Origin of the sequence: Sorangium aterium (assembly GCF_028368935.1) — a bacterium.
Lineage (GTDB): Bacteria > Myxococcota_A > Polyangia > Polyangiales > Polyangiaceae > Sorangium > Sorangium atrum.
The window spans coordinates 2,343,720-2,356,471 of sequence record NZ_JAQNDK010000001.1 but is presented as its reverse complement, the minus strand read 5'-3'; the positions used below and the strand labels follow the sequence as shown (position 1 = coordinate 2,356,471).

13 protein-coding genes are annotated in these 12,752 nt (G+C 69.9%); 8 read left to right on the top strand and 5 right to left on the bottom strand.

Annotation, left to right across the window (positions count from 1 at the left end; translation table 11 throughout):
- The first annotated feature begins 25 nt into the window (after positions 1-25).
- Positions 26-703, top strand: coding sequence for a thiaminase II/PqqC family protein (locus POL72_RS08415; protein ID WP_272094517.1), 678 nt, complete (start codon positions 26-28; stop codon positions 701-703).
- A 22-nt stretch (positions 704-725) separates the two neighbouring features.
- On the opposite strand, the gene POL72_RS08410 is transcribed toward POL72_RS08415, so the two are convergent.
- The gene (locus POL72_RS08410) at positions 726-1,202 is read right to left on the bottom strand and encodes a helix-turn-helix domain-containing protein (RefSeq protein WP_272094516.1); all 477 of its coding nucleotides are present in this window, start codon (positions 1,200-1,202) and stop codon (positions 726-728) included.
- A 249-nt stretch (positions 1,203-1,451) separates the two neighbouring features.
- Here POL72_RS08410 and POL72_RS08405 point away from each other — a divergent pair, with 249 nt between their 5' ends.
- On the top strand, positions 1,452-2,123 hold the full coding sequence (locus POL72_RS08405; protein ID WP_272094515.1) for an FMN-binding negative transcriptional regulator: 672 nt from the start codon (positions 1,452-1,454) through the stop codon (positions 2,121-2,123).
- Between the two features lie 307 nt (positions 2,124-2,430).
- Positions 2,431-3,660 (top strand): flavin-dependent oxidoreductase, encoded by a 1,230-nt coding sequence (locus POL72_RS08400; protein ID WP_272094514.1) that lies wholly within the window; start codon positions 2,431-2,433, stop codon positions 3,658-3,660.
- 162 nt (positions 3,661-3,822) lie between these two features.
- Here the strand turns inward: POL72_RS08400 and POL72_RS08395 are convergent, their stop codons facing one another.
- Complete coding sequence (locus POL72_RS08395) at positions 3,823-5,487, bottom strand: glycoside hydrolase family 43 protein (RefSeq protein ID WP_272094513.1); 1,665 nt, start codon at positions 5,485-5,487, stop codon at positions 3,823-3,825.
- Between the two features lie 313 nt (positions 5,488-5,800).
- On the opposite strand from POL72_RS08395, the gene POL72_RS08390 reads away from it, so the two are divergent.
- Both POL72_RS08390 and POL72_RS08385 read left to right on the top strand, forming a co-directional pair.
- Positions 5,801-6,478, top strand: a complete 678-nt coding sequence (locus POL72_RS08390; RefSeq protein ID WP_272094512.1) for a hypothetical protein — start codon at positions 5,801-5,803, stop codon at positions 6,476-6,478.
- 442 nt (positions 6,479-6,920) lie between these two features.
- The gene (locus tag POL72_RS08385) at positions 6,921-7,082 is read left to right on the top strand and encodes a hypothetical protein (protein WP_272094511.1); all 162 of its coding nucleotides are present in this window, start codon (positions 6,921-6,923) and stop codon (positions 7,080-7,082) included.
- A 29-nt stretch (positions 7,083-7,111) separates the two neighbouring features.
- Here POL72_RS08385 and POL72_RS51170 read toward each other — a convergent pair whose 3' ends face one another.
- On the bottom strand, positions 7,112-7,945 hold the full coding sequence (locus POL72_RS51170) for a helix-turn-helix domain-containing protein (RefSeq protein WP_272094510.1): 834 nt from the start codon (positions 7,943-7,945) through the stop codon (positions 7,112-7,114).
- A 121-nt stretch (positions 7,946-8,066) separates the two neighbouring features.
- Here POL72_RS51170 and POL72_RS08375 point away from each other — a divergent pair, with 121 nt between their 5' ends.
- Together POL72_RS08375 and POL72_RS08370 are read left to right on the top strand one after the other, a co-directional pair.
- Positions 8,067-8,795: an SDR family oxidoreductase gene (locus tag POL72_RS08375; protein WP_272094509.1), complete on the top strand. Its 729-nt coding sequence runs from the start codon at positions 8,067-8,069 to the stop codon at positions 8,793-8,795.
- 32 nt (positions 8,796-8,827) lie between these two features.
- Positions 8,828-9,508, top strand: coding sequence for a dienelactone hydrolase family protein (locus POL72_RS08370; protein WP_272094508.1), 681 nt, complete (start codon positions 8,828-8,830; stop codon positions 9,506-9,508).
- A 171-nt stretch (positions 9,509-9,679) separates the two neighbouring features.
- On the opposite strand, the gene POL72_RS08365 is transcribed toward POL72_RS08370, so the two are convergent.
- Both POL72_RS08365 and POL72_RS08360 read right to left on the bottom strand, forming a co-directional pair.
- Positions 9,680-10,231: a DUF1993 domain-containing protein gene (locus tag POL72_RS08365; RefSeq protein ID WP_272094507.1), complete on the bottom strand. Its 552-nt coding sequence runs from the start codon at positions 10,229-10,231 to the stop codon at positions 9,680-9,682.
- A gap of 305 nt (positions 10,232-10,536) precedes the next feature.
- Positions 10,537-11,469, bottom strand: coding sequence for a LysR family transcriptional regulator (locus tag POL72_RS08360; protein ID WP_272094506.1), 933 nt, complete (start codon positions 11,467-11,469; stop codon positions 10,537-10,539).
- Between the two features lie 194 nt (positions 11,470-11,663).
- Here POL72_RS08360 and POL72_RS08355 point away from each other — a divergent pair, with 194 nt between their 5' ends.
- Positions 11,664-12,428: an SDR family oxidoreductase gene (locus tag POL72_RS08355; RefSeq protein WP_272094505.1), complete on the top strand. Its 765-nt coding sequence runs from the start codon at positions 11,664-11,666 to the stop codon at positions 12,426-12,428.
- Positions 12,429-12,752: the final 324 nt, after the last annotated feature.

The window sequence follows — 12,752 nt, the reverse complement described above, 5'->3', positions numbered from 1 at the left end:
GGCGCCCGATCAGGAGGAGAGATCCATGAAGACCGCGGCCGCGCTGGTGAAGGACATTCACGAAGAGCTCCGGGGCATCGACGATCAGCTGAGGGCTCACCCCTATCCGGACGCCATCGAACGGGGAGAGGTCACGGCCCTTGGATTGAGGGCCTTCCCGGGCCACCAGCACCACGTGGTGCTCAGCGACCTGCGCTCGATGGCGATGATGCTCCAGCGCTTCGGGGACACGCCCTGGCGCGATTTCTGGAGCGGCGTCCTCCAGGGCGAGCTCGTGGCGCCGGACGGGATCGCCGCCATGGGCCGGAAGCTCGGCATGACGAAGGACGACCTGGATCGGTACGAGGTCACCGCGGAGGGGTTCGCGTACGCCGTCCAGATGGCCTGGGCGGCGGCCAACGCCTCGGCGGCAGAGATCGCGTGCGCCCTGCTCATCAACTTCCCGGCGTGGGGGTTCAACTGCGGCAGGATGGGGAAGGCGCTCCGCGACCGGTACGGCTTCGGCCCCGAGCACACCGCCTTCCTGGACGCGTTCGCGGCGCTGCCGTCGTTCGAGGACACCGCGGTCGCCATCGTGCAGGACGGGCTCGACCGCGGCGTGGAGCCCCGCGCGATCCGCCGCACGACCAGGCTATTTCAGGCGTATGAGAAGATGTTCTGGGACGCGATGATGGCGTTGGGAGCGCAGAAGGCGAGCGGCTAGCGACAGCGACGGTCTTCCGGAGCTAGCGCCGCCCTTCCTCGCGTTCACACCCGTACTTCTCGCGGATCTCCACCGCCATCCGGTGCACCACCGCGCCGGCGTCCGCGCGCACGTGCAGCTCCAGCCCCGGCATCAGCTCCACGCGCCGCCACGCCCGGCCGAGCTCCGCGGCGTCCGCGCGCTCCCCCGCGCCGGACGCCGCGCTCTCCGCTGGCTCCGGCGGCAGCACCTCTTTCGCCAGCTCCTCGAGCGGGATCTCGGCGAGCTTCCGCTTGATCTCCGGGAGCAGCAGGTTGTGCTCGCGCAGCTTCTTGATGGCGAGCGCCCGCACGAGGTGCTCGCGGCCGTACGTCGTGCGGCGGCCGTGGAACGCGGGCTTGTCCATCAGACCCTCCGCGAACCAATGCTTGATCGTGCCAGTGCTGACACCGGCGGCGCGCGCCAGCTCGACGGCGCTGTAGCCGCGCGGGGCGACAGGGGGCGCAGGGACAAGGGGCATCGAGACATCCTAGCCAAAGAACCAGACAAAAGTCGACAGAATCTAGACAATGGACTCTGATTTCTAGGTGGGTGGAGGCTCCAACGAGAGATCCACCTCTGGAATCTGGCTAATGATGGGCATGAACCAAAGAATCTTCTCAGAAAACTAGAATAATACACCCTGAATCCAGAAAAACGGCTCAAAAGTCGAGCCAATCGAGTCGCCCGATCGCGCTGGTCGGGTCGCCAAGGGCTGCCGGCGCGCGCCGTGGTACACCCTGCCGTCATGACGACGGGCGCGCCGCGATCCATCTACCTTCCCCGGGTCTACGAGGCACCTGACCTCGCCGACCTCCACGATCTCATCGACGCGAACCCGTTCGGCATGCTCATCGCGCCCGGGGAGGACGGCGTGCCCATGATTGCGCACGTGCCCTTCCTCCTCGATCGCGACAGCGGCCCTCATGGCACCTTGCTCGCGCACGTCGCGCGGGCCAACCCGATCCGGCGCGCGCTCGACGGGAGCACGCCGGTCCTGGCCGTCTTTCGCGGGCCGCACGGGTACATCTCGCCCGGGTGGTACGCCTCGCGCGACGACGTGCCGACCTGGAACTACGCCGTCGTCCACGCGCATGGCGCGCCGCGGGCCATCGAGGACCACGACGCGCTGCTCGCGCTGCTCGCGCGCCTCTCCGACGTGAACGAGCGCGGGCGGCCCGAGCCCTGGAGCGTCGCGGAGCTCTCGCCGGAGAAGCGAGCCGCGCTGCTCCCCGCGATCGTCGGCCTCTCCATCGAGATCACGCGGATCGAGGGCAAGCTCAAGCTGTCGCAGAACCGCCGCCCCGAGGATCGCGACGGCGCCATTGCCGGGCTGCGCGCGCAGGGCACGCCCGACGACCTCGCGCTCGCGGAGGCGATGGCGCGCGCCCGCCCTCGCTGAGCCGTCAGCTCCGCTCCCCATCGCCGCTCGCGATTGCGCGCGCGTGCTCCTACGCGATCAGCGCCTGTCGGGATCGGTGCTTCCCGGAGGAGAAGATTCCCAGCTCCTCGGATCGAGCACGGTGCTGGACGCCAGGTGCGTGCTGTCCTCGAGCGACGGCGAGGTCATCGTGATAAGGACCTGTGGACCGCTCGTCGCAATGCTCGGAGGCCGCGATGACGACGCTCAGCGGCCGCCGTGCCGGCGATCGAGAGGGCGGCGGCTTCAACAAGGGGCGGCGTCGAGCCGCATGTCTACGGGAGGACCTATGCAAGTGATCGTCGCGGGCGCCGGGATCGGCGGCCTGGCCGCGGCTCTGGCGCTGCACGCCTCGGGTCATGAGGTGACGGTGTTCGAGGCGGCGCCCACCGTCCTGCCGCTCGGGGTCGGCATCAACCTGCTGCCCCACGCCGTCGAGGTGCTGGGCGAGCTGGGTCTCTTCGAGGCCCTGTTGGCCCAGGGGGTAGCGACCCGCGAGCTTATCTATTTCAACCGCTTCGGCCAGCGCATCTGGGGCGAGCCGCGCGGCCGCTTCGCGGGTCATGCCACGCCGCAGCTGTCCCTTCACCGCGGCGCTCTCCAAAGTGTGCTGTTCGACGCCGCCGTCGAGCGGCTGGGCCCCGACCGGGTGCTCTGCGATCGGCGCCTCTCGCGCCACGACGAGGGCGAGGGCCGCATCGTGGCGCTCTTCCACGATCGCGCGGGCGCGGCGTGGAAGGTTTCCGCCGACCTCCTGATCTGCGCCGACGGCATCCACTCGGCGGCGCGCGCCGGCCTCTATCCGGACGAGGGGCCGCCGATCTACGGCGGTCGCATGCTCTGGCGGGCGACCACCCGGGCGGCGCCCTTCCTCACCGGCGCCAGCATGATCATTGCCGGGCATCAGGACCAGAAGTTCGTCGCCTATCCGATCTCCCCACCGGGGCCGGACGGCCGTCAGACGATCAACTGGGCCGCCGATCTCGCGGTCACCAGGAGCCTGCGACGGGAGGACTGGAACCGGCTGGGCGACCCCGCCGACTTCCTGCCCAGGTTCGAGGCCTGGCGCTTCGGCTGGCTGGATGTGCCCGACCTGATCCGGGGCGCCGAGGCGATCTACGAGTTTCCGCTGGTCGACCGCGATCCCCTGCCGCGCTGGAGCCATGGGCGCATGACGCTGCTGGGCGACGCCGCCCATCCCATGTATCCGAACGGCTCCAACGGGGCGAGCCAGGCCATCCTGGACGCCCGCGCGCTGGTCCGCGCGCTCGCCGCCCATGCGGATCCGGTGGAAGCGCTGGCCGCTTACGAGGCCGAGCGCCTGCCCGCTACCGCCGCCATCGTCGCGTCCAATCGCCGCAACGGTCCGGAGCAATGCTTGCAGATCGCTTATGAGCGCGCGCCCGACGGCTTCGACCGTATCGAGGACGTCTTCGCCCCCGGCGAGCTGGAGGCCATCGCCGCCCGCTACAGGGCGCTGACCGGCCTGAAGCGCGCCTCGGAGCCCCTCGTGCGCTGACGAGAGCCCCCGGCGCGCCCGCGGATCCAGGTGTTTGCGGGGTGCGCCGGGACCTCGCCGCCGCTGCTGCTCAGGCGCAGTCCCGCAAACGCCTATTCGATTTCGCCAACCCGGCCAGCGATGCCGGCCGTTCGCAGCGATCCGCGACCGGATCGCGAGCGCCTACCGGCGCCGACGCCCGAGAACGAGCGCCGAAGCGACCAGCCAGAGAGCGACGGCGCTTCCGCCGTTCCCGGTGCTCGCGCCCGTCCGGCAAGCGCACGAGCCGTCCGAGTCGTCGCCGTCCGCGTCGTTCCCACCGGAGGATCCGGCGCTGCCGCTGCTGCCCGAGCCGGCGGTGCCGGTCGTTCCGCTGGTGCCTCCGGTGACCGAGCCGCCGCTGCCCGAGGTCGTGCCCCCGGCGACGGCGCTGCCGCCGGTGCCCGACGTCGCGCCCCCGGCGCCGTCGCTGCCACCGCTGCCGCCCGCTCCCGGGTCCGAGCCGCCTCCGCCGCCTCCGCCGCCTCCGTCGCCCCCGTCACCCGGCATGGTGGGTCCGGTAAACCGCCACCAGTTGAACTTGAAGAGGTCGCCGCCGCCACCGACGAACTTCAGGAACAAGTCGTGTTTCCCGCTGCCCCCGCTGACCGCACAGGTCTTGGTGGTCCAGGACGCCGCGCCCGAGACGTCGCACGTCCCGAGCAGCGTGCCGTTCTGACTGTCGAGGTGGAGCTCGATCTTCGCGTTGCCGGCTGCGGACGATACCCGAGCCTCGAAGGAGGTCACGCCGTCCAGGAAATCGACGTCCTTCACCTTGATGTAGTCGCCGTTGCTGATGGACGTGACGTTCATGCCGGCGCCCGTGTCGGTGCACACCTCGGTCTTGAGCCCGGACGAGAAGGCGATGGTCTCGGCCTCGACTTGCTTGAACGGATCCAGCGTGGCGATGGCGGGCGGTCCGTTCGTGGACATCGTGAGCTTCGGGATGCTGCCGTCGGCGCCGTACTTGAACTCCTCCACGCACACCGAGCGCTTGAAGTCACCGCCGCCCGGCAATGCGCTGTTGTGATAGAAAAAGTACGAGTGCCCCTTGTAGTCGACGACGCCGGGGTGATTGGTGAAGGTGCGGCCAGCGTCCATGACGTCGCCGCGGATGTTCCAGGGCCCGGTCGGACTGTTGCTGGTCGCGTAGCTGATCTTCTCGCTCCCGGCGATGGCGGCGTAGACCATGTAGTACAGCGACCCTCGCTTGTAGAACCACGGCCCCTCGGTGAAGCCATTCAACGCCACGTTGGTGATGTTTCCCGAGGTGGTGATCATGTCCGAGTTCAGCTTCACGTACCGGAGGGTGCCATTCCCCCAGTACATGTAGGCCTGTCCGTCGTCGTCGACGAACACCGTCGGGTCGATGTTGCCGCTGTCTTTCTGGGCCAGCGCCTTCCCCAGCGGGTCCATGAACGGGCCTGCCACGTTGTCCGATACGCCCACGCCGATCTTCGCGCCGGTGGCGTTGTTCAGCGGCACGTAGAGATAGAACTTGCCGTTCCTGGCGACGCCCTGCACCGCCCACGCATCGCCGGTTCCCCAGCTGAAGCTCTTGTAGCCCGCGGGCGTGCCGTGGTCGGTCCAGTTGACCATGTCCGTGGTGGAGTACAAGTGCCAGTCGTTCATGGTGTAGAAGTTGTTCACCGACACGTCCTCGTCGTGGGACGTGTAGAGGTACAACCGGCCTTCGTGCACCATGGGAGCGGGGTCGGCCGTGTAGGAGGTCTGCACGATCGGGTTGTCCGCCCGAGCGGGGGACGCAATCGCGGCGGCGGTGGCCAGCGCCATCGCCGACAGGGTCATTCTTCTTGCTCGGTACCACGTTGTGTTAAGGCGCACGTTGAATCCTCTCGCGAGCGGAATTACCGGCGCCCCGCACCCCTGGTGCTGACTCGACGGAGGCGCCCATCAGATGGGAGGATGGCCGGCGCAAAGGCACGCAGGACGACCCACCCATGGCAAAGAACAAGTATTCCCCTTCGAAATGTGAACGATCACATTCCTTGTGTCAAACCCAATCGACCGGCCCGAGCGGATCCTCGATCCCGAAGGGAGGACGCGCCGGCGGGCTCATCCGGAGCGCCGCGTCACGGGGCGGGGCGAGCGCCGGACCGCGGTGATCGCCGGCCCGATGCGCTCGATGGTGACCTGCGCCGACCTGCGGCGGCCTGGCAACGGACGGCTGGCGCTCGAGGCCGCAGGCGGCCGGCTCCCTGGGTATCGCCTCTTGTGCGCGTCGACTCGAGCGCGCGCTCCGGCCAAGAGCTCGCCCCATCCTCGGCCGATTTGGATTGACGTCGGCAATGTGAACGATCACATTTCGTGCTGCGATGGGGTGGTTGAGCTTGCTTTTCACCAGACCAGGAGACGTCAGATGTCGATGAGCATGAAGCTGATGGGGGCCATGATCATGAGCGCCAGCATTGGCATTGTCGGCGGCGTTGCGGGCGCAGCGTGGGCCGCGGGCGAGGCGGCGGACGTCCCCGCATCGGTCGCCGAGGGGAAGGATTTCGGCTGCGGTGCAAAAGGACAGAAGGCCTGTCCGATGCAGGGCTGGATGAAGACGGTGATGCAGTCGGCGACCACGAGCGGCGACGGCGCGAAGATCGCGTCGGCGCTGGACTATGTGGCGTCGAAGCCGCCGCCCGGGATGTCGAAGTGGGTCGCCATCTCGAAGGAAGGCGCGGAGAAGGCCAAGAAGGGCGATATCGACGGCGCCAAGGCGAGCTGCAAGGCCTGCCATGATCTGTACAAGGCGGAGTACAAGGCGAAGCACCGTGACGCCGCCTTCTGAGGCGCCGCGCCCCGCTCTCGCCTTCTCCGCTCCTCGCGCAGGGCGCGCGCTCTGCCGTGAATCGGACAGAACAGATTGAAATTGTTGATATCCCGCCCGCGTCCGCCGCATCGTCGCTGAAATCCTGGCGGGACTCTTCCGCGGGGGCGAACCGTCGCAATCCGTCGCTTCCGCGGGGATTTCGGGAGAGCGTGGCGACGGATCGCACCCCCTCAGAAGGCATGGACCCAACCCGGGCCCAACCGCCGAGCCCTGGGCCCGGAGAACTCGCGACGGTCGATCCCTCGCCTCAAGCCGCCGTGGTTGCGTCGCTCGCCGGCACCCTGAGCCGAGCCGTCGCCCTCGGGGATGAGGTGGCGGCCCGGATCGTTCACGAGGCGATCGGTCGGCTGCTCGGGCTGCCGGTGGCACCGGTCAGGTCCTGGAGCACGCCGTCGGGTGGATGCTCCGTTACCCCCGGCGGCACGGGCATCTCGAGATCGAGCACGACGTCGAGGAGGACGACGAGCCCGAGGCAGCGCTCTGTGCCTCCGCCGTCTCGGGACGAGAGCCGCCCGCCGGCTGGATCCCGGCGGAGATCGACAGGCTGATCCGGCAGGCGTAGGCGAGGCGCGGCGCGTCGAGGAGAAAGAGTCAGCGGGCGGCTCGGGCGTACGCCCCCGGCGTCACCCCGGCGATGCGCTTGAAATGCCGGTGGAGCTGGCTCTGGTCGTAGAGCCCCACGCGCGCAGCGACCTCCGCCTGAGGGACTCCCCGGGCGAGCAGCGCCCCTGCGAGGCCGACGCGCCGGTAGGTCACGTACGCGTGCGGGGGAAGCCCGACCTCCTCGCGGAAGGCACGACAGAGGCGGAACTTGTCGAGTCGCGCGTGGGCGGCGAGCTCGTCGAGCGCGATCGATTCGGTGAACCGCGCATCGAGGAGCTCGCGCGCGCGCGTCACCGCGCGAGCCCACGCGCTGCGCGGACGGGGCGGATCTCGGCGCATGGTGGTGAGCTCGCACAGGGCGGCGAGCGCCTCGGACGACACGCCCGCGAGCTCTAGAGGCGTCGCGTCGCCGCGAAGCAGCGAGCGATGCAACGCCGCCAACGGTGCAGCGCGCGGGTCGTGCGCGCAGAGCGCGTTCTCCGTCGGGGGCGACGCGGGAGAGTCCAGCGTCGCGCGCGCCTCGTCGACCATGCGCGCGTCGAAGATCACGACTTGAAACCGCCGCTGGCCTTGGCGGGCGTGCTCTGCGAAGACCTCTCCGGGGACCTTCACGTCGATCGTGCCCGGGCCGCTCGACCAGCGCGCGCCTCGAAGCGACCACTCGGAGCGGCCACTGAAGTGGAGCGCGGTGGCGTAGCGGTCCGTCACGCAGGTGAACAGGGGCCCGTCGCTCCGGAACTGCCCGACGGTGAGGCCGGGGAGCGCAGCCGGGCGTGAGAATGCGATCTGGCTCCGCCCGCGCTGCGCCGCCGAGAGATCCACGCCGAGGACGATACCGCGCGGCCCTTCTCGGCGCTAGGGCGTTCTCGGGCTGCTCCCCGAGGACGCGCGTCGAACCAAGATCGCCCAATCTCCTCTGGGCGCTCGGTCGTAGAGGGAGGGCATGAACGTCCAGCGAACAGCGCTCGTCACGGGCGCGAACAAGGGAATCGGCCTCGAGACCGCCCGCCAGCTCGGCCGCGCGAGCATGACGGTGCTCATCGGAGCACGCGACGAGGAGCGCGGCGCGCGAGCCGCTGCGGCGCTGCGCCGAGAAGGCATCGACGCGCGCTTCATCGCGCTCGACGTGACGGACGCCGCGAGCGTCGCCGAAGCGCATCGCACGATCGAGCGCGACCTCGGGCGGCTGGATGTCCTCGTGAACAACGCGGGCATCCTCCTCGGCCGCTCCACGCCGAGCGCGACGCGACTCGACGAGGTGCGCCACGTGTTCGAGGTCAACGTCTTCGCTGCCATCGCCGTGACGAATGCGATGCTCCCGCTGCTCCGACGAGCGTCGCCCGCGGCGCGCATCGTCATGGTGTCGAGCGGGCTCGGCGGGCTCGCGAACCACGGCGACCCAGCGTGGGAGTACGCGTCGTTCAACGCCATCGCGTACCCCGCCTCCAAGGCGGCGCTCAACATGGTGACGGTGCAGTACGCGAAGGAGCTCGCCCCGACGGGCATCAAGGTCAACGCCGCGGACCCCGGTTACACCGCGACCGACCTGAATGGCCACCGCGGCACGCAGACCGTCGAGGAAGGCGCCCGCGCGTCCGTGAGGCTCGCGCTCCTCGACGACGCCGGCCCGACCGGCGGGTTCTTCGACGCGCGCGGCCCCGTGCCCTGGTGACGAGGAGTGAGTGACGAAAGGAGCAGGACAACATGACGACGATGGTGGCGTTTTCGTTGGGGAACGCGGGGCAGATGAAGGGCGCCCTCTCCGAGCCGCCTGGCTCGGGCAAGGTCGGGGGGCTCGTCGTGGTCCACGAGTGGCACGGCCTCAACGAGGTGATGCGAGCGCACTGCCAGCAGTTCGCGCAGGCGGGCTTCCTCGCGCTCGCCCCCGACCTCTATCACGGCAAGCTCGCCGAGAACGACGAGGAGGCGGCGAAGCTGATCGGCGCCTTCGACTTCCAGAAGGCCGTAGGTGAGCTCGGCCACGCGGTCGGCTACCTGCGCTCGCATCCCCGGTGCAACGGGAGGGTCGCGGTCGCGGGCTTCTGCTTGGGTGGCGCGCTCACCCTCGCTGCGGCACGTTACGTGCGGCCGGCCCTGGAGGCGGCGGTCCCGTTCTACGGTCTTCCGCGGATCGCACCGGAGGAGTTCGCCAGGGTGAAGACGCCTATCTGCGGGCACTACGCCAAGGTGGACGACTGGGCGAACCCTTCCGTAGCCGAAGAGATCCAGAAGGCGGCGCGCTCCGGTGGAGGCGAGATGGATCTCTACGTCTACGACGCCGGCCACGCGTTCATGCGCTCGACCGATTCGTCCAAGTTCGAGCCGAAGAGCGCCGCGCTCGCGTGGCAGCGCACGGTCGAGTTCCTCCACACGCACATTGGCTGACGCGTCAGGCGGTGCCGGGCGAGGGCTACGTCGGGTCGGAGCGGCCGGCATCTTGAGCGTCAACGGGCCCACGATCGAGCCCTCGACGCCGACGATGCGACCCTCGGTATCGCGCCGGTGGCACAGGGGGGCGCCTCCTCGTGCGTCCGCCGGAGGGGCGACCGTTGATGGTTACTGCCGTCCGCTTCCCTCGGCAGGCGGGGTGCCGCGCAGCGCGTAGCCGATGTGGGCCAGGTAGTCGGCTTTGCCGATCTGGACACCCTGGTTGCGCAGGATGTCGTAGGTCGTGACCAGGTGGAAATAGAAGTTGGGGAACGCAAAGTCGCGCAGGAACTGCTCGCCTGTGAACTCCACCGCCAGGTCGGTCGCCAGCGGAAAGGCGATCGTGCGCGTCTCCGCGCCCCGGTAGCGGTCGGCCGCGACGGACTCGACGTAGGCGATGGTGCGCTCGATCCGGGCCTTGAAGCCGGCGAGGTCGGCGTCGGCGTCGGCCTCGGCCACCGCCGGCGGCTCCTCGCCCACGAGCCGCGCGACGCCGAAGCGGGCCTGGTCGCAGACGAAGCGCACCTGCATCGAGAGCGGCAGCATATCGGGGGCGAGCCGGATCTGGGCGAGCGCAGCACCGTCGTGGCCCTGCGCCGCTGCCTTGTCGAACAGGGCGGAGAGGTTGCGCAGGAAGGGTACGAAGGTCCCGGTCGTCAGGCTGTGCAGGGCGATGGTCATGGGCGTCTCCTTGGGTCTCGGTCGGTCGGCGGCCTCTCGGCCGCGCTCGCGTCGGCGCGCACGCAGGTCGTGAAGCCGAAGCCCGGCGGCGCCCAGAGTACCCTGTCCGGGCGCCCCCCGGGGATATGCCCCGCCCCGTCGTCGTCATTCGCAAGCGCTTCGAGCTGCTCGGCGCGGCGCCGCGCCGCACGTCGACGAACATCCACGAGCGGGTCGCGCAGCAGGCCCCGCAGGTGCGCGGCGTCGAGCGCTTCGTGGGTTGCGAGCCGCAAAGGGAGGGCGGAAGAGCCGTCAGCCTTCCGGGTTCATTTCGGCTTCGCGGAGGAGCCCTTCTTCTCTCCCACGTCTTCATCCCAGTACGGCGGCTTCCCGAAGGCGGTGACGAGATGGTCGGCGAGCGCGCGGAGCTTGGCCGAGGGGCGCCGCCCCTCCGTGTGCGCGATGAAGATGAACTCGGGCTCGGGCTGGGCGCCGACGTCGATGACGCGCAGCTCACCAGCCCTGAGCGCCGCGCCCACGATGAACATCGGCAGTAGAGCGACGCCGAGGCCGGCGACGGCGGCGTCCCGCATCATGTCGCCGTTGTTGACGCGGAGGCCGACGCGCGCCCGCACGAGCACGGCGCCGTCCGGCCCCGGGAAGCGCCAGTCGGCGATGCCGCGGTTCGTGTAGAAGATGCCCCGATGCTTCTCCAGCTCGGCGATGGACGCCGGCGCGCCGTGGCGCGCCAGGTAATCCGGCGAAGCGACGAGGACGCGCTGGCTCGGCGCAAGGCGCCAGACCACGAGGCGCGAGTCGACGATGGGCCCGTGCCGCACCACCGCGTCGTGGCCGGCGGCGGCGTCCACGCGGCGGTCATCCAGATCGAGCGTCAGCTCGATCCTCGGGTGCTGCAAAAGGAAGGGGTAGAGCGCCGGGCCGAGGTGCATGCGCCCGAAGGTCACCGGCGCCGACAGCCGGAGGGGGCCCGCCAGGGTGCCGCGCCGCGCGGCGAGATCGGCGGTCGCGTCCTCGACCTCGCGGACGATCCGGACCGCCCGCTCCAGGAACGCCGCCCCATCTTCCGTGAGCGACAGCTTGCGCGTGGTGCGGTGGATGAGGCTCGCGCCCACGCTCTTCTCGAGCTCGGCCAGGCGCTCGCTGACGACGGACTTCGACAGGCGCAGGCGCCGCGCCGCCTCGCTGAGCGATCGCGCCTCGGCGACGGCCACGAACGTCGCGATGCCCTCGAGCTTCATCGTTCGGCGTTTCCGAAATCCAGTTCCACCGACGGGAGCCTACTGCGAACGCGCGCCGCGCTCTACCCTCTCGCCTGTCAGAGGGGCTGACGCGCTGGCTGATGGCGGCGCCCTCTCCCCTCTTTCGAGCAGCAACGCTGACCGTCTGTCACTCGGCCCCTGGGACGCCGCGCGCCGGACAGGAGAGAAGGATCATGGGACGTTTGCAAGACAAGGTGGCTATCATCACGGGCGCAAGCGCTGGTATCGGCGAGGCCACCGCCAAGCTCTTCGCCGCCGAGGGGGCGAAGGTCATCCTCGGGGCGCGGCGCGAGAGCGAGCTCGCGCGCCTGGTGAGCGAGATCGAGAAGAGCGGCGGGCGCGCCGCCGCGCTGGCCGGCGACGTGCGCTCGGAAGACTACGCCAAGGCCCTCGTGGCGCGGGCGACAGAGAAGTTCGGCAAGCTCGATATCGCCTTCAACAACGCGGGCGTCCTGGGCGAGGGTGGCCCCAGCACCGGGGTCTCCGAGGAAGGCTTTCGCGATACCCTCGCCGTGAACCTCACCGGCGCGTTCCTCGGCGCCAAGCACCAGATCCCCGCGATGCTGAAGCACGGCGGAGGGTCGGTCATCTTCACCTCGACCTTCGTCGGCTACACCGTCGCGTTCCCGGGCACCGCCGCGTACGCCGCGAGCAAGTCCGGCCTGATCGGCTTGACGCAGGCCCTCGCCGCCGAGTTCGGGCCGCAAGGCGTGCGGGTCAACGCGATCCTACCGGGCGCCGTCGACACCGCGATGTACCACGAGGCGAACAGCACGAAGGAGTCGCAGGCGTTCATCACGAGCCTCCACGCCCTCAAGCGCGTCGCGACCCCGGAGGAGGTGGCCCGCTCCGTGCTCTACTTCGCCTCGGACGACGCCTCCTTCGTCACCGGGACGGCCGCGCTGGTCGACGGCGGCCTCTCCATCACGCGCACCTGACCCGAGGAGGCGAGGGGGAGTCGAGGCGAGGGGGAGTCGGGGCGCGCCCCGCCGGGCCGACGTGAGGAGAGGCGGCCGCGCGGGCTCCTGCGCGCTTGCGGACACAAGCTCGCGACGTGCACCTGCTCGGTGATCGGGATCATCGGCGTGGACAGCTCCGCTAGCCGGCTCTGCTGCACCCGGATGATCTCCTCCTGCAACGCTGCGCGCTCGCTCTCCCAACCGGGGACCACCGTACTGGAAAAGCACCGTTGTGCGCCGCAAGGCGCTCGGTGACGCCGTATAGCGTCTCGCGACGCGCCTCCCGGGCCAGACCAACGCCCG

What these genes read in the sequence shown, in the direction of transcription:
- POL72_RS08375 (WP_272094509.1), top strand. Translation starts at nt 8,067, where the DNA reads ATGAACGTCCAGCGAACAGCGCTCGTCACGGGCGCGAACAAGGGAATC.
- POL72_RS08400 (WP_272094514.1), top strand. Translation starts at nt 2,431, where the DNA reads ATGCAAGTGATCGTCGCGGGCGCCGGGATCGGCGGCCTGGCCGCGGCT.
- POL72_RS08370 (WP_272094508.1), top strand. Translation starts at nt 8,828, where the DNA reads ATGACGACGATGGTGGCGTTTTCGTTGGGGAACGCGGGGCAGATGAAG.
- POL72_RS08415 (WP_272094517.1), top strand. Translation starts at nt 26, where the DNA reads ATGAAGACCGCGGCCGCGCTGGTGAAGGACATTCACGAAGAGCTCCGG.
- POL72_RS08395 (WP_272094513.1), bottom strand. Translation starts at nt 5,487, where the DNA reads ATGACCCTGTCGGCGATGGCGCTGGCCACCGCCGCCGCGATTGCGTCC.
- POL72_RS08410 (WP_272094516.1), bottom strand. Translation starts at nt 1,202, where the DNA reads ATGCCCCTTGTCCCTGCGCCCCCTGTCGCCCCGCGCGGCTACAGCGCC.
- POL72_RS08365 (WP_272094507.1), bottom strand. Translation starts at nt 10,231, where the DNA reads ATGACCATCGCCCTGCACAGCCTGACGACCGGGACCTTCGTACCCTTC.
- POL72_RS08360 (WP_272094506.1), bottom strand. Translation starts at nt 11,469, where the DNA reads ATGAAGCTCGAGGGCATCGCGACGTTCGTGGCCGTCGCCGAGGCGCGA.
- POL72_RS08385 (WP_272094511.1), top strand. Translation starts at nt 6,921, where the DNA reads ATGCTCCGTTACCCCCGGCGGCACGGGCATCTCGAGATCGAGCACGAC.
- POL72_RS08355 (WP_272094505.1), top strand. Translation starts at nt 11,664, where the DNA reads ATGGGACGTTTGCAAGACAAGGTGGCTATCATCACGGGCGCAAGCGCT.